This is a genomic window from Caulobacter sp. UNC279MFTsu5.1 (genome assembly GCF_900114015.1).
Taxonomy (GTDB): Bacteria; Pseudomonadota; Alphaproteobacteria; order Caulobacterales; family Caulobacteraceae; genus Caulobacter.
Genome location: NZ_FORN01000067.1, coordinates 1 through 22990 on the forward strand (window position 1 = coordinate 1; position 22990 = coordinate 22990).

Here is a 22990-nt window from a genome sequence, read left to right on the forward strand (position 1 = left end):
CGAAATCACTTATCCTCCCCCTCCCGCGCCGCCGTATGATCAACTCACCTCGAGGCGATGGGGAGGGCGCTAAGGCCTGCGACCTTCGCGGCCTTGGGGTGCGGTCGAGCGGGCGCGCTCGTCGGCGGCGGTTCCGCGAGGGGCCGCGACTTTCGTCCATCTGGTGCTGGCCGAGCCCGGAACACGGATACGGCGTTGGACGAAGGGCCGGCGAGGGCGACAGGCCTGCGGTGACGCAGGCGTTCCGGGACCGGGCAACGCGAGCCCGGCCCGCCCGTCGGGGGCTTCGGTCGGCGAGGCGTCAACAGCGCCCAACGCCGGACGCTCCCGGACAACGATCGCGCGGAGCGTCGGTCCTGGTCGAAACGGTATTTCTTACAAAGCTTCCGGGCCTGGCCCGGCGCTCCGCAGCCCTCCCCGAACTTCAGCGGCTCGCCGCGTGAGGCGGCCAAGTCGCGCCTTCAAGAGGAGACCCTAATGCCCAGATCCAAGACCCGCGCTCTTGCTCGCGCCGCCCGCCCGCCCGTCCGTGGCGGCGCCGATCCGATGGACGACGACAGCGGGCGCACGGCCGCGCGCATGGACTATCTGCGTCGCGATATCCGCCGTCGGTTGAAGTTGATGGCGGCGGCCCGGGCCGCGCGGGAGGCGGAGCGTGCCGGCGGAGACGATCGGGCGGATGGTGAGGCCTAGCGATGAACGGTGCGGCGATGGGACCAGGGCCGAACTCGCCTCCTAACGGTCGTCATCCCGGACAAGCGCTACGCGCTTTCCGGGATGACAACGGATTGAGTTGGATCGGAAGAGAGAGCCAGGGCGATACCTGATCCACACGGCCTAGTCCCGCAGCAGCGGCAGGGAGAGCCCCATGGCCGGCCGCGCCGCCAGGATCTCGCGGCGGAAGCGGAACAGCTCGGCGGGGCGGCCGCCGGTGTCGGCGTCCTGGCGGCCCAGGCCTTCGACCAGGTCCTCGCGCTCGACCACGCGGCGGAAGTTCTGCTTGTGCAGCGGCACGCCGGCGATGGCCTCGACCGTGCGCTGCAGGGCCGACAGGGTGAACTCGGCCGGCATCAGCTCGAACACCACCGGGCGGTACTTGATCTTGCCGCGCAGCCGCGAGAGGCCGGTGGCCAGGATGCGGCGGTGATCGGAGATCATCGGCTCGCCCAGGGCCGCCGACAGGGCGGCGGGCTCGGCGGGGTCGTGGCCCTCGGCCCGGGCCCGGTCGCGGGCCGCCTCGGGAGCCAGGCCCGCCTCGTAGAGCAGTTCGTAGCGCTCCAGCACCCGCTCCTCGTTCCACGGCGCGCCGTCCAGCGCGAAGGCCAGGCGGGCCCGCGAGGCCTTGCCGGCGTCGTCGCCCGCCCAGCGGCGCAGGGCGGGGGCGATGGCCTCGTCCAGCAGGGCGGGGCGGCCGTGGCGCCAGTCCTCCCACGGGAAGAAGGCCGACCACGGGGCCCAGGCGGTGTCGGGGGCCCGGGTCTCGACGGCGGTGGGGGTCAGGCCCAGATAGCCGACCGAGACGACCCGGGCGGCGCCGGCCCCCATCTCGGCGCGCGGCGCGTCGCGGCCCTCGTCGCCGAAGGTGTAGAGCTGTTCCACATAGCCCAGCTGGAACCGGGTCTGCTCGGTGACGAAGGCCCGCAGGCCCAGCTCGAAGGTGCGGTGGCCGGCCGGGTCGAACGGGCCGAACGGCAGGCCGGGCAGGGGGCTGGCCACGTCGGTGACGGCGTCGTGCGGCCGGACGGTCAGGACCACGGCCTCGCCGTCGCGGATGGCGACCACCACCGCCGACAGGCCGATGACGACCGAGGTGGAGGCCGGGGCCGTCATTCGGTCTCGAACGCCGCGCCGGGCGCGGATTCGAAGCCGGCGGCGCGGGACAGCACGTGAAAGCGCTGGACGTAGCGGGCCTGGGCCTCGAACGGCGGCAGGGGCAGGATCTTCAGGTCGTAGCCGGCCGGCGGGGCGCCGAAGATGGCCAGGGACTCGCCGTGCTCGAAGCCCGCCAGCTGGGTGGCCTCGAAGAAAGCGCAGGCCCGGTCGGCCGACTTGATCAGCTTCTTGATCGCCGGGGGGGTCTTGGGCGGCAGGCCGAAGCGGATGTGGATGGCGTCCTCCAGCCGGGCCTCGAAGTCCTTGTAGCTGACGCCCAGGGCCGCCTTGAACGGGCTGATCATGTCGCCGATCACATATTCGCTGGCGTCGTGCAGCAGGGCGGCCAGCCGCCATTTCGGCTCAAGGTCGGGCTTGATGTGGGCGGCGATCTCCTCGACCACCACGCTGTGCTGGGCCACCGAGAAGCCGTGCTCGCCGGTGGTCTGGCCGTTCCAGCGCGCCACCCGGGCCAGGCCGTGGGCGATGTCCTCGATCTCGATGTCCATCGGCGAGGGGTCCAGCAGGTCCAGCCTGCGTCCCGACAGCATGCGCTGCCACGCCCGGGGCGGAGTTTTATGCAGCCCTTTGGCCACGAAATCGTTCCTTACGGTGAAGGTGCAGGCCTGACCCTGTCTGGACTGGCCCATCGTTTGACAAAGATCAATGAGGGGCCGGCCTTTGGCTGTGGAAATGAGCCTGTGGAAACGCCCTCGTCGTTTGGAAATGCCTGGGCAGGGAGATCGATCATGAGCTGGGCGAGAATCATGGCGCCGCTGGCCGGCGCCGCCGCCGACCGGGGCCTGTTGGAGTCGGCCCGGGTGCTGGCCGAGGGCTTCGACGCGGAACTGGCCTGCGTCCACGCCCCGGCCGACATGGCCGACCTGATGCCCTGGATGGGCGAGGGCTTCATGGGCGGCGTGCAGGTCACCGCGCTGGAGAGCCTGAAGGAGGCCGCCGTCGAAGGCCATCGCGCCGTCGACCGGCTGGTGGCCGAGCTGGGCTACGGCCGCAGCAAGGCGATCAGCCTGGACTCGCCGGTGTGGGCGGGCCTGGCCATGGAGGGGCGGCTGTCGGACGTGATCGTCTTCGACAGCGCCGCCGCGCGGGGCAAGGGTCCGCTGGCCGAGTCGTTCCAGCAGATGATCGCCGACGAGCAGCGGCCCGTGGTGGTGGCGCGGCCGGGGCTGAAGGTCGGCGGGACGGTGATGGTCGCCTGGGACGGCGGCAAGGAGGCCAGCCGGGCCATGCGCACGTCCCTGCCGCTGCTGCAGAAGGCCGCCAGGGTGGTGGTGGCCGGCGCGCCGGGCGCCTCGTCGCGCAGCTTCGCCTTGGAGCGCCTGGTCGAGTTTCTGGCGGCGCGGGGCGTCGCGGCCACGGCCAAGGTGCTGGACGGGACGGGCAACGACGCCGCCGCTCTGCTGCTGGGGGCGGCCAGGGAGATCGGGGCCGACTTCCTGGTGGCCGGCGCCTTCGGCCATCCGCGCCTGCAGGAGTTCATCTTCGGCGGCACCACCCGCACCCTGCTGAACAGCGACGGCCCCTCGCTGTTCCTGTCGCACTAGACCGTTGTTTCGAAAGAAGAAGGAGGACGTGATAATGTCCCTGTCCCGCATCGTCATGCGTCTGGCCCGCAATCCCGGCACCGAGTTCGCGGGGGGCGACGATCACCGCGGCTACGCCCTGACCGCGCCGCTGACCGAGGACGGCCACCTGGACGCGGCCGCCTACGCCAAGGCCAAGGACGAATGCGTGGTGCGCCGCTTCGCCCCCGACGAGGACGCCGCCGACGGCCGCCTGAACCGCCGCGGCGAGCGCTGGTTCTTCGACTATGACGAAGACGTCGAGATGGACGACGAGCCGGTGCACCGTCTGGGCGAGCACCGCTTCGCCCTGGGCGAATACGTCACCGTCACCGACGAGGCCGGCCGGCCGCTGACCTACAAGGTGATGGAGGTGACGCCGGTCTGAGGGGCTCAGCCCCCGACGTTGCGTCGCACCAGGGTCTTCATGTCCTCGAAGATGTCGTGGTCGCTGCCGTCGCGGCCCTTGGCCTTGACCACGGCCACGGCCAGCGGGCCGCCCTTGGGGCCGCGGGCCTCGTAGCCGACGACGCGGTAGCCGCTGGTCGACTTGTCGCTGGCCAGGATCAGGGTGGCGCGCACGCCGTCGCCGCGCCGGCGCTGGCGGACCTGGGCGCCGTCGTCGTTGGCGTGGATGTCGATGTCGCCCTCGTCGTCGTCGCTGGTCTTGACGCTGACGTTGGAATTGCCGCCGCTGACGCGCTCGGTGACCTTCTTGGTGGCGTCGCCGTCGCGGATGGTGACGTTCTTGGCGACCTTGACCTCGGCGGTGTCGTCGTTGGCGTTGATCGTCAGCCCGCCGATCTTGATGTCGGCCCCCTTGTCGTGGGCGTCGATCCGGATGCCGGGAAGCCGGACATGGGCCGCGCCGTCGCCGGCGTGTCCGGGCGGCGGCGGCGGGGAGGACGACCTCATCGCCGGCATCAGGGTCTTCAGCTCGGCCTCGATCGGGGCCAGGGCGGCCTCGGCGTCGCCGCCGTCCAGGGACACCAGCCGCAAGGTCACCTCGGCGTTGCTGCCCTGATAGGCGCAGCTCCGGCCGTCGGCGGCGGCGCTGACCCGGGTCAGTTCGCCTTGCTTGTCCGGGCAGTCCAGCCGGCTGATCGCCCGCAAGGGTTCGTGCCTGCCCGGGCCCTTGCGGTCCTTGTGCGCGACCTCGACCTTGGGCGAGCAGGCGGCCAGGGCGAGCAGCGCGGCGAAACTGGCGGCGACTGGCGGCGGCAGGTGTCGCATCGAAGGAATCTCCCGTTCGGCGCGAACCTGGGCTGGCGGCGCGCGGAAATCCAATGAAATCGCGGTAACGGCCTCAGGCGGTGGGCGGCTTCACCTGGGCGTCGATGGCGCCCAGCAGGTCGGCGGCCAGGCGGCGGACCGTCGCGGCGTCGGCGTCCCGATAGGTCACGCGCAGCTTGGCGAACCACGGGCCGATCTGGACCAGCCACAGGCCCTCGTTGCGACCTTCCTTGTCGCGCCAGAACCGGCCCTGGCGGCGCGGCCCGCCTTCGGACGCGGGGTAGGGATCCGCCACATCGCTCACCGCCGGGGTGTGGGCCTTGGCCTGCTCGACATAGATGTCGAACACCCGGGTCAGGGTGTACTGGGCCGGCAGTTTCGTCAGGTAGAGGGTCGCCGTCGCCGAGGGCGTCGCATAGCCGCAGCTGACGTCGCGGCCGCCTTGGGCGGCGTCGTAGACGGTCAGGCGGTCGCGCTTGAAGCCGTCGATCGCGGCGGGGCAGGTGAAGCCCGAGGCCGGGTGCAGGGCCCCGCCGTCCGGCTGGTCGCGGAAGCTGTCGTTCTGCGGCGTCGCGCTGACGGCCGGCAAGCCGGGGCCGGAGCCGGGCAGGGGCGTCGCCCCGGGCGTGGACTTGGGGCCTTCGTAGGCGTCGGCCTGGACGTTGATCTGGACGTGCTTGGTCCGCTCGTCGCGGCTGACCAGCGGCGGCAGCCGGCCCTGCAGCGCCGCGGTGATGTCGGCCTTGAACGTCGCGTTGTCGGGAACGGACGGATACAGGCGCAGGGCCGAGGCGCCGGTCCTGGTGGAGACCCCCAGCACGTAGCTGGCGGTCGCCGGAGGGGCGGGGCGTTTCTCGATCTCGGCCATGATCGCGGTGGTCATGTCGGCGAACGGGGCGACGAAGAAGATCGGCGCGTCGGGGTCGGCGGTCCGCGCCATCAGCACCGGCGATGGAGCCGCGGTCTCGAAGAGCGCATAGGTCGCGCCGCCGGTCTCGACGCCGGGCTCGTCGCACTTGGGCTTGGCCTTCAGCAGCGCCTTGCGCTGGAGCGCCTTGTCGGCGATCGCCGGCCCCAGGGACATCAGGGTGACCAGGTCGCTTTGCATGTTGGTGGAGGGCATGGCGATCGCCCCCGCCGGCGGTCGCGCCGGGCAGGCCTCGCGCGCCGCCGCCGGCGTCGTCGCCAGGGCGAGGCCAAGCAGCGTCCAGGTCCAGGATCTCATGTCGCGCGCTCCCCAACATGGCCGAGCTTGGCCGAGCGAGGCGCGGGCGTCCAGATGCAATCTCCTGGCGAGCGCCTACTGTCCCGGGCGGACCCCTGAGCCCTCGCGGCGGGCCAGGAAGGCCAGGCGCTCGAACAGGTGGACGTCCTGCTCGTTCTTCAGCAGGGCGCCGTGCAGCGGTGGGATCAGCTTGGTCGGATCCTTCTCGCGCAGGACGGTCTCGTCGATGTCCTCGACCAGCAGCAGCTTCAGCCAGTCCAGCAGTTCGGAGGTGGAGGGCTTCTTCTTCAGGCCGGGCACCTTGCGCATGTCGTAGAAGATCCGCAGGGCCTCGGCGACCAGCTTCTGCTTGATGCCCGGGAAGTGCACGTCGACGATGGCCTGCATCGTGGCCTCCTCGGGGAAGCGGATGTAGTGGAAGAAGCAGCGGCGCAGGAAGGCGTCAGGCAGCTCCTTCTCGTTGTTGGAGGTGATGATGATGATCGGCCGGACCTTGGCGGCGATCGTTTCGTTGGTCTCGTAAACATAGAATTCGTTGCGATCGAGCTCCTGCAGCAGGTCGTTGGGGAACTCGATGTCGGCCTTGTCGATCTCGTCGATCAGCAACACCGGGCGGGCGGGGGCCTCGAAGGCCTCCCACAGCTTGCCCTTCTTGATGTAGTTGCGAACGTCCTTGACCCGCTCGTCGCCCAGCTGGCTGTCGCGCAGGCGGGTGACGGCGTCGTATTCGTAGAGGCCCTGCTGGGCCTTGGTGGTCGACTTGATGTGCCAGGTCAGCAGCGGCGCATTCATCGCCTTGGCCACTTCATAGGCCAAGACCGTCTTGCCCGTGCCCGGCTCGCCCTTGATCAGCAGGGGGCGTTCCAGGGCCACGGCGGCGTTGACGGCCACCTTCAGGTCTTCGGTTGCGACGTAGTCGGCGGTGCCTTCGAAGCGCGAGCTCATACGGTTTCCTGACGGCGTCTCGAATGAGAACGCCTCGAACAGTTGTTCAAATCAGGACTAACCTACAGACCAACGGTCGGCCGGATCAAGCCGGCTTGTCGTCAACCTTCGTCGCGAGGCTTCCGCAGTTCGGGCGGCGGCTTGCGGTGGCGGCGGGCGACCGACGGCGGGTCGCTGGCCGGGAAACTGTCCTCCAGCCCCTCTTCCAGCTGGTCTTCGAGATATTCGGGCGGATCGTCGATGTCGGTGTCTGGCTTTGCGTCGGGCATGGTCGCTCTCCTGTCGCCCGGCGAGTCTAGGCGTCGGGCGATCCCGCTTCAACGACGGCCGGCCCGTCTTGAAGATCTCAGCTCTCCTTGGCATAGCCGAGCGACTCGATGTCGTCCTCGGCCAGTTCGGTGGATTCGAAGTCCGCGGCGCTGTCGTCGTCGTCCGAGACCGAGACCGCCAGGTCCTCGTCGTCGCCGGCGATCGCGTCGAGCGGCTCGCGCTCGACGTCCAGGCCCTCGTCGTCGCGTTCGCCTTCGAGGTCGTCGTCGATGTTTTCGAGATCTTCGTCGTCGAGGTCGTCGAAGTCCTCTTCGTCCTCCTCGTCGTCGCCGTCGGCCTGGGTGACGTCGTAGACGTCGTCCAGCTCGTCGAAATTGGCGATGTCCTCGCCGTCCTCGGTCAAGTTGGTCTCGTCCAGGACCTCGGCGCCGTCCTGGTCGTCATAGTCGATGTCGGCGGGCATGGCGGGCTCCTGAAACCGAGATGGAGCGAGGGCGACGGACCCTCGCGGTCCCGGATTCAACCCGTCGTCCGCGGCGATTGTTCCGCCGGCGCCCGAGCAGGAGCCTCAGGCGAAGGGCAGGGCGTAGCCCTTGGCCAGCAGACGCTGGGCCATCTCCTCGCGCCTGGCCGGCCAGTCCTGCGCCAGCAGGCCCAGGCCCACCACGTCGGCCGGCGCACCGTCCTTGATCACGTGACGCCGGAACAGGGCCTCGCGCTGGAAGCCGTAGCGCTCGTGCAGCTTCCAGACGCCCTCGTTGGACAGCAGCACCTCGCACCACAGCTTGTCGAAGCCCAGGGCCTTGAAGACGTATTCGATGACCCAGAACTCGATATAGGAGCCCACCCCCAGGCCGCGCACCGACGGGCTGGCCAGGTAGTAGGCCCAGGCGCAGCGGCGGTTGCGGACGTCGATGTCGGCCAGGTTGGCCAGGCCTACCGGCTCGCCGTCGACCTCGATCACCCAATAGCGCCGGCGGGGGTCGCCGGACATGCCGTCGAACCAGCGGTCGTGCTCGGCCGGGCGGATCCTGTGGTCGGAATACATGTAGGCCGCGACCTCGGGGCTGTTGCGCCAGTCCAGCAGCCTTTGACGGTCGGCTTCGGTCACGTCGCGCAGGACGACGGCGTGCAACGGGGCATGCGAGGCTTGGGTGGTCATACGCGGCGATCTCCCCCCAGGACGGCCAGGTCCGGCCGGCCGCGCACGAAGGCGCGCACGTCGTCGGACGTGAAGGCCGGATTGGCGGCGTAGAGTCCATCATACACGGCGCGGACGAAGTCCAGGTCGTCGGGCCGATCGACCGTCCAGCGCACGTCGCCCTCGTCGGCCGCCTGTTCCAGGCCCGCGACCTTGAAGCGGTCGGGATGGCGGTAGAGGAACGGCGTGACGTGCTCGTGGTCGTAGGGATCAACGCTCTCGGCGGCGGCGATCTTCAGGGCCACGGATTCGAAGACCTCGACGTCCAGGCCCTTGGCGAAACTGCGTCTGGCCGGGGTGTTGGAGGTGTAGTCGGCGCCCGAACGCTGGTGGAGATCCAGGGTCTCGTCGATCAGGTCGGGATCGGCGAGCGGGCAATCGGCCGTCAGGCGCACCACCGTGCGAACCGGCCCGAAAGCCTCCATCGCGCCGATGTAGCGGGCCAGCACGTCGTCCAGCGGGCCGCGGAACACCGCAACGCCGGCGGTGATCAGGCAGACGGCCAGCGGGTCGTCGCTGGGCTGGTCGGAGGTGGCGACCACGATCCGGTTCAGCCGGGTCGCGCGCTGGAGCCGCTCGATCTGCCTCAGGATCATCGGCGCCCCGGCGAGGTCGGCCAGGACCTTGCCGGGCAACCGCGTCGACGACATGCGGGCTTGGAGGATGGCGAGCGGCAAGGGCGTATCCGAGACTAGGATGGAATCTTGAAGCCCGAACGCCGGCGTTCGTCCACCGCGGAAATGCAGCGCCCGCGTGGCCTTGCCTTGCCGATCAAGCCGATCGGGCGGGTCAGGCGACCGGGAAATGCTCGCGCAAGGCGGCGCCGACCTCCTGCATGGTCGGGTTCCAGTCGTTGTAGTCGGGCGTGATGAAGCAGCGGGCCTGAGGATACCAGGGATAGAAATCGCTCTGGCCCAGACGGGGCCACGCCGCCGCGCCGCCCAGCATCCAGATCGGCGCGCCGCAGGCGCCGGCCAGGTTGATCGTGGCGTTCGAGAAGCCCACCACCAGGTCCATGGCGCAGCACAGCGCCGCGACATCGTCGAGGTCCTGCTTCAGATCGATGCCCGGCGGCTGCCAGATGTCGATTCCGAATTCCTCGCGGGCCATGGCGATCTCCTCGGAGCAGTCGCCATACTGGATGTTGACGAAGGTGACGCCGGGCGTCTCGAACACCGGCCGCCACAGCAGGAAGGGCGAGAACTGCCGGGCGCGCTCGCCGTCCAGCTTCAGGCTCTTCCACAGCACGCCGACCTTGGGGCCCTTGGGCGCGTCTTCCAGCATCCGCCGCCAGTGCTCCACGCGATCGGGATCGGCGTCCAGGAAGCTGGGGCGCTTCGGGAACGAGGCGATGCTGGGCCGGAAGGTCTCCAGCAGCGCCCCCATCGGCGCCCACAGGTCGATGCCGCTCCAGTCCTCGATGAAGGGCGCGCCGCGATAGACTCGGCCTTCGAACGAGACCGTCCGGTGGGCGGTGATGTCCGCCTGGGGAAAGGACCGTTCGAAAAGGGGGATCAGCCGACGCTCGACCGCCAGCGACAGCTTGCCGTCGGGACCCAGGGCCTCGACGACGTCCGGCAGCAGGTTGGAGAACATCACCTCGTCGCCCAGGCCCTGTTCGGCGCAGATCATCAGGTGCTTGCCGGCCAGGGCCTGGCCCGGCTTCCAGCGTGGCGCGTCGATGGTGAACCGGGGAGCATCGAGCAGATCGTTGGAGAACCGGGCCTCGTAGGCCTTCCAACCTTCCTCGACGCGGCCCAGCGCCAGCAGGACCGTCGCGCGGCCAAAGCGCATGGTCGCCAGCTCTTCGGGCGCGGTGGTGCAGGCGATCGCCAGGTCGCCGTCGGCCAGGGCGCCCTCGACGTCGCCCAGGTCCAGCCTGGCGTAGGCGCGGTTGTGGTAGCCCTTGCCGTAGGCGGGCTCCAGCCGAACCGTTTCGTCGAGGAAGGTGATGGCCGTCCGGGCGTCGCCCATGCTGCACATCACCGTGCCCAGGGTGTTCCACAGCAGCGGGACTTCGGGATGCTCCTGGATCGCCGGCCGCAGGATCTCGATGGCCTCCGCGTTGCGGTTCAGGTCGCGAAGGGCGCTGGCCAGGTTGTTGATCCCCTCCAGGTCGTCGGGGCGCATTTCCAGATGGTGGATGAAGAGCTTGGCGGCGATCTCCGGCATGTCCATGCGCAGAGCCAGTCGCCCCAGGTCGCTCGCCACCGCGTTTTGGCTGGGCAGAAGTTTCAGCGCCGCCTCGTAGCAGCGCATCGAGTTGGCGAAGTCGCCGATCTTTTCGCGCGCGATGGCCATGGCGTGCCAGGCCAGGCCCAGTTTGTCGTCGTACTCCAAGGCCTTGAGGGCCAGCTTTTCACCCTTGGCGAAATCGGCCTTCTGTATGGCGCGGATGGCGCGATCGAGAAGCCTGGCGGCCTCCGCGTTGCGGATTTCGTGAGCTTCGCGGGTCATGCGGGCCAGGGCCGCGGCCGAGGCGGAGTCGCCGGCCAGCGAGTCCGTGAAACCGGCGTGGACCGGTTGGACGGCGGACTCCTGGGCCGCGATCATGGCGCTGGTTGAAATCTGAGGCGCACGGCTGCGGGACATCAATGAGGCCTTGGCGATTGGAGAGAGTCATCCTCTGAGGCAGTATGCTCTGGGGCAGTATGCTTAATTGAGTCCTAAGCTGCGGCTCACGGTCGCGGGCCTGGCAAGGAGACGTTAACCGCCTCCGCCTAGCTTCGACTTCGAAACCGCCATTTCGGCGGGTGGGGCGACGCAGCGATGCAAGAGGGAGCGGCCTTGTGCCATTGAAGCTGTCGCTGAAACCCGGCGAGAAATTCGTGCTGAACGGCGCGGTGGTCCAGAACGGCGACCGTCGCGGCGTGTTGGTGCTTCAGAACAAGGCCTCGGTGCTGCGTGAGAAGGACATCATGCAGCCCGACGAGGCGACCACGCCGGCGCGTCGGATCTATTTCCCGGTCATGATGATGTACCTGGATGAGTCCGCCGCCGAGCGTCAGTACGAGGAATTCGCCACCCGCCTGACCGAATTCATGGGCGTGGTGCGCAATCCCGACGTGCTGGGGGACTGCATCGCCATCTCCAAGCACGTGATGGCGCGCGAGTACTACAAGGCGCTCATGCTGAGCCGCAAGCTAATCGAATACGAAGATCAGAGGTTGGGGCATGTCTCTTAGGGCCTATCAGCAGGCGGCGACGCGGACCGAAAATCCGCGCGAGATGGAGTACCGTCTGTTTGGTCAGGTGACCCGCGCGCTAATGGCGGCGTCCGAGGCCCCGGCGGACGACATCGCCACGCGCATCGACGCGCTGGACTGGAACCGCCGTGTCTGGTCGGCCCTGGCGACCGACTGCTCGCTGCCGGAAAACACTCTGCCGGTGCAGCTGCGCGCCAGCATCATCTCGCTCAGCCTCTGGGTTGGCCGTCACTCCAGCGCCGTGATGCGCAAGGAGGAGGATTTCGAGCCGCTGATCGAGATCAACCGCATGATCATGCAAGGCCTGGCTGGTCGCGCCGACGCGGCCTGACCCGCGGGGAGGGCGCCTTTGGACCCTTCGGCAACCTTTTTCCGGAAAAACCTGCCGCCCGGCGAATTCTGCATTCGCCGGGCGGTTTCGTATTCGGCTTTCCGTTGGAAAATATAAAGTAAAATCAGTATCTTAGAAAATTCTCCGAAGCGGCGCCAAGTGGCCCGCCGCTTGCGATGGTTCCCGTGGGCAAAACGTCCGACCGGCAAAACGCCGGGGCAATCCTCCCAAAATGGCGAGAACCATCATGCTGAACTCGATCAACACCAATCCCGGCGCCATGATCGCGCTGCAAAACCTGAACGCCACCAACTCGGAGCTCCAAAGCACCCAACAACGCATCAACACCGGCAAGAAGATCTCCAACGCCAAGGACAACGGCGCGATCTGGTCGATGGCTAAGATGCAAAGCGCGACGTCGAGCTCGTTGAACGCCGTGAAGGACTCGCTCCAGCGCGGACAATCGACGATCGATGTGGGCCTTGCCGCTGGCGACACCATCACCGACCTGCTCGGCAAGATGAAGGAAAAGGCCCTGGCCGCTTCCGACACCTCGCTGAACACCGCTTCGTTCAACGCCCTGGTCTCGGACTTCACCTCGCTGCGCGACCAGATCACCAAGGCTGTCACCAACGCCCAGTTCAACGGCGTCAGCCTCGTGGACGGCACCACCTCCAAGCTGCAGTTCCTCAGCAACTCGGACGGTGTCGCCTACACGGTGAACGCCAAGACCCTGTCGCTTGTCGGCCTGGGCCTGACGGCGACGTCGACCTTCGCCAACGCGGCCGCGGCCAAGACGATGATCGCCACGATCACGACGGCCATGACCACGGCGACGAACAAGCTGGCGAACCTGGGCACCAGCTCGACGGGCCTGGACATGCACCTGACCTTCACGGGTAAGCTGCAGGACAGCCTGGACGCGGGTGTCGGCAACCTGGTCGATGCGGATCTGGCCAAGGAAAGCGCCAAGCTGCAGTCGCTGCAAACCAAGCAGCAACTGGGCGTGCAGGCTCTCTCGATCGCCAACCAGACGCCCCAGTCGATCCTTTCGCTGTTCAAGTGATCGGCGACTAGGTTTCAGAAGGTGATCAAAGCCGGACGGTCCAAGGACCGTCCGGCATTTCTTTTTCAGGGGGCGGGTTCGTCGAATTGTCCGGACCCGACTTGGAATTGCCCGGCAGATTTTACCCATACATCGCCGCGCTCGGCAAATATTGCCGATAAGGTCCATGGTAAATAAAGATATAACTCTGATATTTCAGGGTGTTGTCGATTTTTGCCTACTGGGCAGTTTTGGCCCGATCTTTGCTGCCTAGTTCGATGAGCAAAACGCTCCCGGCTGTCAAAATGACGTCGGAACCCTTGAATAGGAACTGTCGCGATGCCGCTGAATAGCATCAACACGAACGCTGGCGCGATGATCGCCCTGCAGAACCTGAACGCCACCAACAGCGAACTTCAGGTCACGCAACAACGCATCAACACCGGCAAGAAGGTCGGTAACGCCAAGGACAACGGCGCGATCTGGGCGATGGCCCGGAACCAGTCGACCACCGCCAATTCCCTGAACGCCGTCAAGGACTCGCTGCAACGCGGCCAGTCGACCATCGACGTGGCTCTGGCCGCTGGCGACACCGTCACCGACCTGCTGGGCAAGATGAAGGAAAAGGCCCTGGCCGCTTCCGACACCTCGCTGAACACCGCTTCGTTCAACGCCCTGGTTTCGGACTTCACGTCGCTGCGCGACCAGATCACCAAGGCCGTGACCAACGCCAAGTTCAACGGCGTCAGCATCGCCGACGGCAGCACCACCAAGCTGGCCTTCCTGGCCAACTCGGACGGCTCGCAGTTCACCGTCAACGCCAAGACCCTGTCGCTGGTCGGCCTGGGCCTGACGGCGAGCTCGACCTTCGCCAACGCCGCCGCGGCCAAGACGATGATCACCACGATCAGCAACGCCCTGGGCACGGCGACCAACAAGCTGGCCTCGCTGGGCACCAGCTCGACGGGTCTGGACACCCACCTGACCTTCGTCGGCAAGCTGCAGGACAGCCTGGACGCCGGCGTGGGGAACCTGGTCGACGCCGACCTGGCCAAGGAAAGCGCCAAGCTGCAGTCGCTGCAAACCAAGCAGCAGCTGGGCATCCAGGCGCTGTCGATCGCCAACCAGTCGTCTTCGTCGATCCTCAGCCTGTTCCGATAGGAACGAAGAAGGAGGCGGGCCTTCGAGTCCGCCTCCGCCTTTCCTTCGGGCCCGTGCGCGAGGGGAGGGATCACTAGAGGCGCCGCCGGCAACCCGGCCGCGATAGGAGTCATGGAAAACAAAGTCGCGTTGACGCCCATCATGCCCGAGCCGTCCACGCCCCCCGTGAACAGCGCATCGACCGTCCCGGGCCATCCCGCGGGCGGTGTTTTCACGTCCGCGCCCAAGGAAGCCGCGCCCGTGGAAAAACCCGCCGCGGCCGATGGTCCCCAGCCCGGCGACCTGCGTCTGGTGATCGAGCAGGACAGCAAGACGGGCACCTATGTCTACAAGACGGTGGACCGCCGGACAGGCGACATCCTGCAGCAGTTCCCGCGCGAGGACGTCCTGCGCTTCAAGCAGGCCGAGCACTACGATCCGGGCGAGGTTTTCGACGGCCTGACCTGAGCTCGGCCCGGACCCGAGACCATGCTCGCCGCGGCCTGGCGTCGCAGGCGAAACATGGTTTACGCGCGTTAACCATATTCTTACTCCCTCAGCCCCACTTTCACGGCCGACCTGCTCGGCCGCCGAATCGCGTCCCGAGCCCAACTGGCAAGAACCGCCGTTCGGAGACCGTGATGACGCTGAGCGTGAACACCAATCAGCCCGCGCTGATCGCCCTGCAAAATCTGAACAAGACCAACGACGAGATGTCGGGCGTGCAGTCCCGCATCAACACCGGTCTGGCGATCTCCACCGCCAAGGACAACGCCGCCGTCTGGTCGATCGCCCAGGACCAGCGCGCCGACCGCTCGGCCCTGAACGCGGTGAAGATGAGCCTGGACCGCGCGACCTCGATCACCGACGTGGCCTTGGCCGCGGGTGAATCGGTCTCCGACCTGCTGACCCAGATGCGCGAGAAGGTGGTCGCGGCCAAGGACACCTCGCTGTCGACCTCGTCGCGCACCGCCCTGAACGCCGACTTCCAGGGCCTGCTGAAGAACCTGACCCAGGTGATCAACAGCGCCACCTTCGACGGCGCCAACATCCTGAACGGCAGCGAACCGACCAACATCACCTTCCTGGCCGACGCCGACGCGGCGACGGTCATCACGCTGAACCTGCAGAACCTGTCGCTGGGCAGCACGATCAACAGCCTGACGGCGACCGACAACATCCTCACCATGACCCAGGCGGCCGCGGTGCTGACGCGCCTGGACACCACGATGACCGCCGTCAACCAGGCGGTGGGCTCGATCGGCTCGCAGGCCAAGCAGATCGACGCCCACAACACCTTCGTCTCCAAGCTGAACGACGTGCTCGAGACTGGCGTGGGCAATCTGGTCGACGCGGACATGGCCAAGGAGAGCGCGCGCCTGCAGGCCCTGCAAGTCAAGCAGCAGCTCGGCGCCCAGGCCCTGTCGATCGCCAACCAGGCGCCGCATATCATCCTATCGCTGTTCGGTGGCGGCAGCTAAGGCGTCGTCCGGAAAAGTGGAGGCCGGTTTTCCGCAATAACGGTGTGAAAGCAAAAGCTTAAAGCAAGCTGCGCGATTTTGGGGCCGCACGACTTGCTCTAGGCCTGACGCCGCCGGCAGGCTAGACTTTCCGGCGGAACGGTTGGGAGAATCGACCCGGTATGATCGAGCTTCGCGATTTGACGGACGGCGACGAGGCGGTCCTGTTCCAATGGCGGGGCGAGCCGGAAGTCGATCGGTGGATGTCCGACGCGGCCTTTCCTAGCCGCGAGGCCCACGCCGCCTGGTTCCAGGCCCTGCGTTCCGATCCCGACATGCGCGGCTGGATGATCGTCCGGGCGGGCGAGCCTTCGGGCCTGCTGACCCTGACGGGTCTGCTCAGCCATCACCGCCGGGCCGGCTGGAACTGGTTCCTCGGTTCGGCCGAGGCGCGGGGCAGGGGCGTGGGCCGGGCCGCCCAGGTGCTGGGTCTGGACCGCGCCTTCGGCGAACTTGGCCTGCACAAGGTGTTCGCCGAGGTCATGGCCGACAACGACGCGGCGCTGAAGGCCCAGGCGGCCTCCGGCTTCCGGCGTGAAGGCTATCTGCGCGGCCACGTCCTCAAGGACGGCCAGCCGCGCGACGTGGTCCTGCTGGGCATCCTGGCCGAGGAATGGCGCGAGCTGCGCGGCGAGGTCCGGCGCTCGCTGACCGACGCCCACCTGATCGCCGCCTAGAGAAAGTCGCGCGATATGGAAATCGCACGACTTTCTCTAGACTTTTGTTTTCGCATCGTTTTTGCGAAAACCGGTGTCCACTTTTCCGCACGATGCTCTAAGTTCGCGCGTCTTCATACCTCTTAACGAAACGTCAGCGTTCATCGCCGACACTCGACTCAAGGGGCGTAGTGCGTCCCGGTGGGACCCGCTGTGATCACTTTCGATTCCAGTCTGCTGCTCGGCTACTACCAGGCCAAGACCGCTGGTCAGGCCGCGAACGCGGCCGCGTCGTCCAGCGGTTCGGCCTCCGCGCCGTCCTCGACCACCAAGGCCGTGCCCAGCGCGCCCTGGACCGGCGTGAGGACCGAACCCAGCGACCTGGTCAAGGCCGCTCTGAACGGCCGCAAGTTCGTCGACGAGGGCGCGGCGGTCGCCGCCGCCCCGACCATCTCCGGCGACTACAAGAAGCTGTTCGCCGCCTATCAGGCGCTCAACACCCTGTCGGCGATCGCCAACCGCTCGGACGAGAAGGGCGTCACCGACAGCGAGATCAAGCGGCTGCAGACCGCGTTCAGCAAGGGGCTGAACGAGGTCAACAGCTACGTCCAGAACCTCAGCACCGACGGCATGCGCCTGACGACCGGCGCGGTCATGACCAGCGACAAGTCGACGGTTGGCGTGCCCAAGAGCAACTACACCTACGTCACCAACAAGATCTACAGCGGCCAGGTCGACGACGAGGTGCCCGCCTTCAAGGGCGCCGTCAGCTTCACGATGAACGTCAAGAAGTTCGGCGTCGCGACCGACGTGACCATGGACCTGTCGCAGATGGGTTCGACGCCGCGGACGATGGCCAACGTGGTCAGCTTCTTCAACGACAAGCTGGCCGCCGCCGGCTTCGACACCCAGTTCGCGGTCTCGCGCACCGTGGGCGAGGAGCGCACCACCACCGTCAACGGCCAGACCGTCAAGTTGCCGGCCACGGGCGACGACTTCGCTCTGCAGGTGAAGGGCGACCTGACCGAAACCTTGACCTTCTCGGCCCCGGCCCCGAAGCCGGCGGTCTACATCACCACGGCGGCCGGCAACCCGGATCCGGACAAGAACACGACCACCGACGACGCGGTGATCGAGAACACCCTGACCAAGTACGGCCCCGGCGCGGGCGTCACGCCGGGGACCAAGGTGTTTTCCGACACCCTGGAAGGCACGGTCAGCACCGTCCACAAGACCATGACCGGGCCGGACGGCTCGCTCTACGTGCTGGCCGACGTCGACGGCACGACCAGCACCCAGACCATCAAGGGCGACCAGGACGTCGCCCTGCTGAAGTACGACTCGTCGGGCAAGCTGCTCTACGCTCGCACCCTGGGGGCCTCCAACACCGCCACCGGCTACAACATGGCCATTTCCGACGACGGTCAGGTGGCCATCGCCGGTTCGGTGGCCGGCGGCCTGTCGGGCGCCACGAACGGCCCGATCAATTCGGATCCCGCCGGCACGCTCACGGACAGCTTCGTCACGCTCTATGACGCCAAGGGCGACGAGACCTGGACCGTTCGTCGCGGCGGCATGCTGGAGGACGCGGCCACCGCCGTGGCCTTCGGAGACGACGGCGTCGTCTATGTGGGCGGCCGCACCAAGTCGGATCTCCCCGGCTCGGCCACCGGCGCCTCGGCGGGCGGCTACGACAGCTACCTGACCGGTTTCGCCACCGACATCTCGGGCACGCCCAAGGCCTTGTTCACCACCCATTTCGGCAGCGAGAACGACGACACCGTCGCCGGCATCGTCGTCGACGGCGGCAAGGTGGTGGTCGCCAGCAAGGAAGGCAGCGAGGCGATGCTGCGCAGCTTCGACGTCGCGACCAGCGTCGTGACCGAGGACCGCACCTATCTGAACGACAAGGAAGTCTGGGTCACCGCGCCGGTCACCTACACCAAGGCGGCCACCTTCACGACCGGAGCCACCCGCGACCTGGGCTCGCTGAAGGGCGGCAACATCGCCGGCCTGACGATCGACAACGGCCAGCTCTATATCGGCGGCTCGACCACCAACGGCGCCCTGGACGTCAATAACCAGACCAAGGCCGCGTCCGGCGGTTCCGACGGCTTCGTGGCCCGGATGTCGCTGGACCTGACCGACAAGAGCCAGGACACCCTGGCCTATTACGGCGGGACGGGCGACGACACGGTCACCGGCATGGCGGTCGCCAACGGCCAGGCCTGGCTGGTGGGCTCGGCCGGCAAGGACCTGGCGGGCCAGCCCACGGTCGGCGACAAGGACGGCTACGTCGCCCAGATCGACGTCGCCACTGGCGCGGCGACCTGGGAGCAGCGGCTGACCGGCAAGGACGGCTACGCCACCGCCACCTCGATCGCGGTCGACGCCTCCGGCTCCAGCGCGCTGGACATCTTCGGCATACCGCGCGGCGAGATGGACTTCACCCAGACCGACAAGATCGTCTCGGCGACCTCGGCGCGGGCCGGGGACACTTTCCAGGTCCGCACCCGGGCGCGCGGAACCCTGACGACGATCAAGATCGCGGCGGACGACACGCTCGACACCCTCGCCGACAAGATCCGCAAGGCCACGGGCTTCGCGGCCAAGGTCGAGTTCAGCAGCGTCGGCAACAATCGCACCCTGCGGATCAGCCCCTCCCAGACCACCTCGACCGTCGAGATTCTGCCCGGCAAGGGCGGCACCGACGTACTGGAGTCGCTGGGGTTGAAGCCTGGCATCGTGCGCAACACCAAGACCGACCACGGCCAGACCGTCTCGGCCGACGGCAAGGGGCCGATCTACGGCTTCTCGCTGGACACCGGCCTGGACCTCACCGACGACGTCGGCCGCAAGGCCGCCGTGGCGGCCATGACCAAGGCCCTGTCGGCGGTGCGCACCGCCTATCGCGAGATGGCCGACACCGCCAACGGCGTGAAGCGCACCGACGCGACCGCCTCCTCGGGTCACGTCGACGGCCCGGTTCCGGCCTATCTGACCAACCAGATCGCCAACTACCAGGCCGCCTTGAACCGCCTGACCGGCGGCGGCTAGGGCGCGTTCGGCGCCAACCCCGTAAAGCCCATGGGCCTTCTGCGCGCCTGGACTTGAAAGCGTCATCGGCGCGTCGTAGCCAGGGATCATGGAACTTCTCAAAGATCGACGCGTGTTGCTGGGCGGCGGGGCCGCCCTGGCCCTGGTCGCGGGCCTCGGCATCGCCCTGACCCTGATGCACGGCGCCAAGTCGCCGACCGACGACCCGCCGGCCTCGCGCTCGGGCCTGATTGTCGAGACAGGGAGGGCCGACGACACCAAGCTCGACGCCAACCGCCCGCTGCGCTGCTTCGTCGGCGGCCAGTTCGTGGGCGAGACCACCCTGGCCGAATGCGCCAAGAAGAACGGGGTGGCGACCGGCGCCCTCGATGTCGGCGTCGACGAGACCGGGGCCCTGGCGGCCGCCGATCAGGCCGGACTGGTGCTGACCCCGCTGCCGCCGCCCGCCGAGGCGCCGACCGTGCCCGCGCCCGCCGCGACCCCGGCCGTCTCGACCCCGGCCGTGTCGAGCACCCCCCTGGCCGTCTGCTGGCGCTACGCCGGCGGCGAGTGGCGCAAGCTGCCCGGCGAGATCACCGTCAACGCATGCGCCCAGCAGATCTCCAGCGGCAAGTGCGAAAAGGCCGGCGGGGCCACGTACGGGCGCTGGGGCGACGAGACTATCCGCCTGGTGCCGGGCAAGGTCGAATCCTCGTCCGACAACCGCACCTTCCATTCGATCATCGACCTGGGGCCCAACTGCTCCATTCCGTCGGCCTAGAGAGAGCTCAAGACCATGCGCCTTCCCGTCGTCGCCCTCTCGCTCATCGCCGCCGTCGCCGCCGTCGGCCTGACCGGCTGCGAGAAACAGACCAAGGCTCCCTTCCAGGCCGGCGTCTGCCTGCACGTGATCGAGCAGAAGGACGGCACGCTGAAGTTCAACCCGGTGGCCCAGAACGTGCCGAGCCTGGAGCTCTGCGCGGCCGAGCTGGAGGGCATGCGCCTGCGCTTCGTGCGCCTGGGCAGCCCCAACCGCGAAATGACCGGCGCCTACCAGGGCAAGTTCATCTTCCTGCAGAAGGAAGGCATCTATCTGGGCGACACCTACGAAGGGGCCCGGTTCATGTCGCTGGTCCGCACGGGCGACGGCCGCCTGGCTGTGCCGGGGGCGATGCCGCCGCAATAGGGCGCCGCAAAGCCGGGGATAACCCGCCTCGGTCCACAGGAACATTTGCGGAACAAAGCTTGCATTCCGCCTTAAGAAGCCGTTAACGTCCGCCTCAGATGCCGGCGCGTTGGGTCGCCGGGCGTGAACAGGAATCTTCCCCATGGCGGGCAGCGTCAACAAGGTCATTCTGGTCGGCAACCTCGGGGCCGATCCCGAGATCCGCACCCTCAGCTCGGGCGACCGCGTCGCCAACCTGCGCCTGGCCACGTCGGAAACCTGGCGCGACCGCACCTCGGGCGAGCGCAAGGAAAAGACCGAGTGGCACCGCGTGGTGATCTTCAACGACAACCTGGTGAAGGTGGCCGAGAGCTATCTGCGCAAGGGCTCGACGGTCTACATCGAGGGCGCGATCCAGACCCGCAAGTGGGCCGACGCCTCGGGCGTCGAGAAATATTCGACCGAGATCGTGCTGCAGAAGTTCCGCGGCGAGCTGACCATGCTGGGCGGTCGCGGCGACAACGCTGGGGCCTCGTCGGGTGGCGGCTATGACGAAGGCTACGCCGGCGGCGGTGGCGGCGGCAACTTCGGCGGCGGCGCCCCGCGCAGCCAGCCCAGCGGTCCGCGCGAGAGCTTCTCGGCCGACCTGGACGACGAAATTCCGTTCTAGCCAACACCAATCTTGTAAACGTCAATAAGTGGCCAGGTTCCTTTGAATCTGGTCACTTTTTTATTGCATCTGTCGCCTTCCTAACCAGCGCCATATCGTGGGTAAAATCTACCGGCAAGGGTACGTAAATGAGCGGCGACACGATGATCCGTGTTCTTGTTCGATCGAATGGAGAGCGCCTCCCAGTTCTGCTGAATCGCGCCACCGGTCAGCCCCTCTTCGATCCGACCGTTTACGTGGTCAGTCAGTTGCGAAAACCGAAGAGCGGATTCTGGAGATTGAGCCCGAGCTGGCTGCGGATCTTTCCAGCTATATCGTCGAACAGGATCCCACGCGGACCCTTCAGCAGGGCATGGCTCAGCGCCGGATCGCTCTCGATGGTGTCGCGCAGAGCGATGTCAAAGCCGCCACGTGACAGCCGCAGCGGCAGCTTCACGCCGAAGATCTTCAGCAGGCCGCGGATCTCGTTCTCCAGGTCGATGCACTCGCGCTGCATGACCTTCCGGCAGGAGAGCAGGGCGCGGAGGTGATGGCTCTCGACGCTCTTCACATGCACCCGGCTGTACCATCCCGAACGTAGGATCTGGGCGATGCCGCGGGCGTCGTGCTTGTCGGTCTTGTTGCGCATGGCCGACAGCGCCGCGTTCACCTGGCGCGCCTCCATGCACATCACATCGAAGCCAGCCTCGGTCAGGCCGCAGGTCAGGTGCTGGGTCAGCGTGCCGGCCTCCAGTCCGACCCGGTGGATCGGCTCGCCGAACTGGCGCAGGCAGCGGACGAGGTCAGGGACCTCCGAAGGCACGGACCGCTCGAGCCGCACCTTGCCGTCCCTATCGATGATGCAGACCGCCACCGACCGCAGCGACGCATCCAACGCAGCGTAGAACATCGTCGTCTCCCTTCGTCTCGGCTGAAACCAAGACCTTAATGGGAGCTCGACCCTTCAAGGGTCTGCCCGATTACGCATGCTGATGGCGCTTCTTAGGCTCTGGCGGTGTCCTATGAAGGGCGCTCCGGCGCCTTTTATGCTCGATCCTTCGATTGGAAATTTTTCGAGGGACTTCAGGGGCATGGCGTCGTTGGGCCATGCGCATCGGATTCCTCTTCAATCACGATCAGATTTATCAGGTGGCCCACAGCCTGTCGATCGCGCTGGCCCTGGCGCGCGGCGACCACGACCAGTTCGTCGAGCGCGGCGGACAGCCTGGTCTCGGTCGGGGCGACCGTTCGGGTTACGGGCTTGGCGACAGGCAGCCTGACGATCTCAACGGCGTCGGCGTCGATCATCCGAAAGCCGCATCCGGTGCCCGCCAGCATCCTGGCCAGGCCGCCCTGGAGGGTGAAGCGCCCCCGCACGGGCCGGCTGGTCGGGGCGCAGCCGGCGGCGGCCTGGGTGCTGATCGAGACGCCGGCCTGGACCGCCAGATCGACCAGCGCCGTCTTCAGGGGCTTGCTGGGAATATCGAAGCTCAGGCGAGGCTGGGCCGCCGAGGCGCAGCCGCCCCATCCGGCCACGCACGCGAAGCTGGAAGCCAGCGCCCAGCGCCGCCATGCGTCAGCTCGCAACGAAACGCCCTCCAACCTCCAGGACGGCGCTACCGTAGTTCGATTTGTCGGTCGGTGCGATGCACCGACAGCGAGAAATAGCCGGCCAGCCGTTTGACCACCAGATCCTGGTCCCCCAGCTCCAGCACGCCCGAGAAGCGTTTGCCGGCCAGGGCGGGTGAAATCCTGATCGGCGTCGGATAGCGGCGGTTGAGATAGGCGACCATATCGCCCAGGGTTTCGTCGTCGCAGACCATCCGGCCTTGGGTCCAGGCGAAGGCGAGACCGGGATCGGTGGAAGTCTGGACCGATCGGGGCGCGCCTTCGACATGGCTCAGGCTCTGGCC

Annotated in this window: 25 protein-coding genes and 2 pseudogenes; 14 read left to right on the top strand and 13 right to left on the bottom strand. The window is 67.4% G+C overall.

Annotated elements, in window-relative coordinates:
* Positions 1-477 precede the first annotated feature (477 nt).
* Entirely contained in the window at positions 478-693 is a 216-nt protein-coding gene (locus BM066_RS24085; protein ID WP_089930921.1) for a hypothetical protein, read from the top strand.
* Positions 694-837: 144 nt separating this feature from the next.
* On the opposite strand, the pseudogene BM066_RS24090 reads toward BM066_RS24085, so the two are convergent.
* Together BM066_RS24090 and BM066_RS24095 are read right to left on the bottom strand one after the other, a co-directional pair.
* A pseudogene (locus BM066_RS24090) lies at positions 838-1861 on the bottom strand (NAD regulator); the annotation flags it as partial.
* The gene (locus tag BM066_RS24095) at positions 1827-2468 is read right to left on the bottom strand and encodes a YfbR-like 5'-deoxynucleotidase (RefSeq protein ID WP_089930943.1); all 642 of its coding nucleotides are present in this window, start codon (positions 2466-2468) and stop codon (positions 1827-1829) included. The gene BM066_RS24095 and the pseudogene BM066_RS24090, both read right to left, overlap by 35 nt.
* Positions 2469-2621: 153 nt before the next feature.
* On the opposite strand from BM066_RS24095, the gene BM066_RS24100 reads away from it, so the two are divergent.
* Together BM066_RS24100 and BM066_RS24105 are read left to right on the top strand one after the other, a co-directional pair.
* Positions 2622-3437 carry a universal stress protein gene (locus BM066_RS24100; RefSeq protein WP_089930925.1) on the top strand — a complete coding sequence of 272 codons (816 nt, stop codon included), beginning with the start codon at positions 2622-2624 and terminating at the stop codon, positions 3435-3437.
* Positions 3438-3471: 34 nt separating this feature from the next.
* Positions 3472-3843, top strand: a complete 372-nt coding sequence (locus BM066_RS24105; RefSeq protein WP_089930927.1) for a hypothetical protein — start codon at positions 3472-3474, stop codon at positions 3841-3843.
* 5 nt (positions 3844-3848) lie between these two features.
* Here the strand turns inward: BM066_RS24105 and BM066_RS24110 are convergent, their stop codons facing one another.
* The 8 genes from BM066_RS24110 to BM066_RS24140 all read right to left on the bottom strand — a co-directional run bounded on the left by BM066_RS24110 (position 3849) and on the right by BM066_RS24140 (position 10921).
* Complete coding sequence (locus BM066_RS24110) at positions 3849-4688, bottom strand: hypothetical protein (protein WP_089930930.1); 840 nt, start codon at positions 4686-4688, stop codon at positions 3849-3851.
* Between the two features lie 73 nt (positions 4689-4761).
* Entirely contained in the window at positions 4762-5913 is a 1152-nt protein-coding gene (locus BM066_RS24115; protein WP_089930932.1) for a hypothetical protein, read from the bottom strand.
* A 75-nt stretch (positions 5914-5988) separates the two neighbouring features.
* Positions 5989-6858, bottom strand: coding sequence for an AAA family ATPase (locus BM066_RS24120; protein ID WP_018061137.1), 870 nt, complete (start codon positions 6856-6858; stop codon positions 5989-5991).
* Positions 6859-6959: 101 nt separating this feature from the next.
* Positions 6960-7127: a hypothetical protein gene (locus tag BM066_RS26610; protein ID WP_018061136.1), complete on the bottom strand. Its 168-nt coding sequence runs from the start codon at positions 7125-7127 to the stop codon at positions 6960-6962.
* Positions 7128-7204: 77 nt separating this feature from the next.
* Positions 7205-7591, bottom strand: a complete 387-nt coding sequence (locus BM066_RS24125; RefSeq protein WP_018061135.1) for a hypothetical protein — start codon at positions 7589-7591, stop codon at positions 7205-7207.
* 105 nt (positions 7592-7696) lie between these two features.
* Positions 7697-8290, bottom strand: coding sequence for a UDP-4-amino-4,6-dideoxy-N-acetyl-beta-L-altrosamine N-acetyltransferase (pseH, locus tag BM066_RS24130; protein WP_089930934.1), 594 nt, complete (start codon positions 8288-8290; stop codon positions 7697-7699).
* The gene (locus BM066_RS24135) at positions 8287-9006 is read right to left on the bottom strand and encodes a cytidylyltransferase domain-containing protein (RefSeq protein WP_089930935.1); all 720 of its coding nucleotides are present in this window, start codon (positions 9004-9006) and stop codon (positions 8287-8289) included. Before BM066_RS24135 ends, pseH (BM066_RS24130) begins: the two co-directional genes overlap by 4 nt.
* 112 nt (positions 9007-9118) lie before the next feature.
* Positions 9119-10921, bottom strand: a complete 1803-nt coding sequence (locus tag BM066_RS24140; protein ID WP_026176423.1) for a tetratricopeptide repeat protein — start codon at positions 10919-10921, stop codon at positions 9119-9121.
* Positions 10922-11118: 197 nt separating this feature from the next.
* Here BM066_RS24140 and flbT point away from each other — a divergent pair, with 197 nt between their 5' ends.
* The 11 genes from flbT (at position 11119) to ssb (ending at position 21098) form a co-directional block, all read left to right on the top strand.
* A complete protein-coding gene (flbT, locus tag BM066_RS24145; protein ID WP_026176422.1) occupies positions 11119-11514 on the top strand; it encodes a flagellar biosynthesis repressor FlbT in 396 nt (131 codons plus the stop codon).
* Complete coding sequence (gene flaF / locus BM066_RS24150; RefSeq protein ID WP_026176421.1) at positions 11504-11866, top strand: flagellar biosynthesis regulator FlaF; 363 nt, start codon at positions 11504-11506, stop codon at positions 11864-11866. Before flbT ends, flaF begins: the two co-directional genes overlap by 11 nt.
* Positions 11867-12110: 244 nt before the next feature.
* Entirely contained in the window at positions 12111-12932 is an 822-nt protein-coding gene (locus tag BM066_RS24155; protein ID WP_089930945.1) for a flagellin, read from the top strand.
* A 318-nt stretch (positions 12933-13250) separates the two neighbouring features.
* On the top strand, positions 13251-14072 hold the full coding sequence (locus BM066_RS24160; RefSeq protein ID WP_018061322.1) for a flagellin: 822 nt from the start codon (positions 13251-13253) through the stop codon (positions 14070-14072).
* 240 nt (positions 14073-14312) lie between these two features.
* Entirely contained in the window at positions 14313-14519 is a 207-nt protein-coding gene (locus BM066_RS27200; protein ID WP_018061321.1) for a hypothetical protein, read from the top strand.
* 173 nt (positions 14520-14692) lie between these two features.
* The gene (locus tag BM066_RS24170) at positions 14693-15532 is read left to right on the top strand and encodes a flagellin (RefSeq protein WP_018061320.1); all 840 of its coding nucleotides are present in this window, start codon (positions 14693-14695) and stop codon (positions 15530-15532) included.
* 161 nt (positions 15533-15693) lie between these two features.
* The gene (gene pseH / locus BM066_RS24175) at positions 15694-16248 is read left to right on the top strand and encodes a UDP-4-amino-4,6-dideoxy-N-acetyl-beta-L-altrosamine N-acetyltransferase (protein WP_018061319.1); all 555 of its coding nucleotides are present in this window, start codon (positions 15694-15696) and stop codon (positions 16246-16248) included.
* 192 nt (positions 16249-16440) lie between these two features.
* Positions 16441-19284 carry a hypothetical protein gene (locus BM066_RS24180; protein ID WP_089930937.1) on the top strand — a complete coding sequence of 948 codons (2844 nt, stop codon included), beginning with the start codon at positions 16441-16443 and terminating at the stop codon, positions 19282-19284.
* Between the two features lie 88 nt (positions 19285-19372).
* Positions 19373-20044 carry a hypothetical protein gene (locus BM066_RS24185; protein WP_089930939.1) on the top strand — a complete coding sequence of 224 codons (672 nt, stop codon included), beginning with the start codon at positions 19373-19375 and terminating at the stop codon, positions 20042-20044.
* A 15-nt stretch (positions 20045-20059) separates the two neighbouring features.
* On the top strand, positions 20060-20449 hold the full coding sequence (locus BM066_RS24190; RefSeq protein WP_089930941.1) for a hypothetical protein: 390 nt from the start codon (positions 20060-20062) through the stop codon (positions 20447-20449).
* 142 nt (positions 20450-20591) lie between these two features.
* On the top strand, positions 20592-21098 hold the full coding sequence (gene ssb / locus BM066_RS24195; protein WP_057185690.1) for a single-stranded DNA-binding protein: 507 nt from the start codon (positions 20592-20594) through the stop codon (positions 21096-21098).
* Between the two features lie 244 nt (positions 21099-21342).
* Here ssb and BM066_RS24200 read toward each other — a convergent pair whose 3' ends face one another.
* The 3 genes and pseudogenes from BM066_RS24200 to BM066_RS24210 all read right to left on the bottom strand — a co-directional run.
* Complete coding sequence (locus BM066_RS24200) at positions 21343-21987, bottom strand: IS110 family transposase (RefSeq protein ID WP_255367712.1); 645 nt, start codon at positions 21985-21987, stop codon at positions 21343-21345.
* A gap of 173 nt (positions 21988-22160) precedes the next feature.
* Positions 22161-22664 (bottom strand): STN domain-containing protein, encoded by a 504-nt coding sequence (locus tag BM066_RS24205; protein ID WP_177218537.1) that lies wholly within the window; start codon positions 22662-22664, stop codon positions 22161-22163.
* A 29-nt stretch (positions 22665-22693) separates the two neighbouring features.
* A pseudogene (locus tag BM066_RS24210) lies at positions 22694-22990 on the bottom strand (DUF4974 domain-containing protein); the annotation flags it as partial.

What these genes read in the sequence shown, in the direction of transcription:
- BM066_RS24085 (WP_089930921.1), top strand. Translation starts at nt 478, where the DNA reads ATGCCCAGATCCAAGACCCGCGCTCTTGCTCGCGCCGCCCGCCCGCCC.
- BM066_RS24100 (WP_089930925.1), top strand. Translation starts at nt 2,622, where the DNA reads ATGAGCTGGGCGAGAATCATGGCGCCGCTGGCCGGCGCCGCCGCCGAC.
- BM066_RS24105 (WP_089930927.1), top strand. Translation starts at nt 3,472, where the DNA reads ATGTCCCTGTCCCGCATCGTCATGCGTCTGGCCCGCAATCCCGGCACC.
- BM066_RS24110 (WP_089930930.1), bottom strand. Translation starts at nt 4,688, where the DNA reads ATGCGACACCTGCCGCCGCCAGTCGCCGCCAGTTTCGCCGCGCTGCTC.
- BM066_RS24115 (WP_089930932.1), bottom strand. Translation starts at nt 5,913, where the DNA reads ATGAGATCCTGGACCTGGACGCTGCTTGGCCTCGCCCTGGCGACGACG.
- BM066_RS24120 (WP_018061137.1), bottom strand. Translation starts at nt 6,858, where the DNA reads ATGAGCTCGCGCTTCGAAGGCACCGCCGACTACGTCGCAACCGAAGAC.
- BM066_RS26610 (WP_018061136.1), bottom strand. Translation starts at nt 7,127, where the DNA reads ATGCCCGACGCAAAGCCAGACACCGACATCGACGATCCGCCCGAATAT.
- BM066_RS24125 (WP_018061135.1), bottom strand. Translation starts at nt 7,591, where the DNA reads ATGCCCGCCGACATCGACTATGACGACCAGGACGGCGCCGAGGTCCTG.
- pseH (WP_089930934.1), bottom strand. Translation starts at nt 8,290, where the DNA reads ATGACCACCCAAGCCTCGCATGCCCCGTTGCACGCCGTCGTCCTGCGC.
- BM066_RS24140 (WP_026176423.1), bottom strand. Translation starts at nt 10,921, where the DNA reads ATGTCCCGCAGCCGTGCGCCTCAGATTTCAACCAGCGCCATGATCGCG.
- flaF (WP_026176421.1), top strand. Translation starts at nt 11,504, where the DNA reads ATGTCTCTTAGGGCCTATCAGCAGGCGGCGACGCGGACCGAAAATCCG.
- BM066_RS24160 (WP_018061322.1), top strand. Translation starts at nt 13,251, where the DNA reads ATGCCGCTGAATAGCATCAACACGAACGCTGGCGCGATGATCGCCCTG.
- BM066_RS24170 (WP_018061320.1), top strand. Translation starts at nt 14,693, where the DNA reads ATGACGCTGAGCGTGAACACCAATCAGCCCGCGCTGATCGCCCTGCAA.
- pseH (WP_018061319.1), top strand. Translation starts at nt 15,694, where the DNA reads ATGATCGAGCTTCGCGATTTGACGGACGGCGACGAGGCGGTCCTGTTC.
- BM066_RS24185 (WP_089930939.1), top strand. Translation starts at nt 19,373, where the DNA reads ATGGAACTTCTCAAAGATCGACGCGTGTTGCTGGGCGGCGGGGCCGCC.
- BM066_RS24190 (WP_089930941.1), top strand. Translation starts at nt 20,060, where the DNA reads ATGCGCCTTCCCGTCGTCGCCCTCTCGCTCATCGCCGCCGTCGCCGCC.
- ssb (WP_057185690.1), top strand. Translation starts at nt 20,592, where the DNA reads ATGGCGGGCAGCGTCAACAAGGTCATTCTGGTCGGCAACCTCGGGGCC.
- BM066_RS24200 (WP_255367712.1), bottom strand. Translation starts at nt 21,987, where the DNA reads ATGTTCTACGCTGCGTTGGATGCGTCGCTGCGGTCGGTGGCGGTCTGC.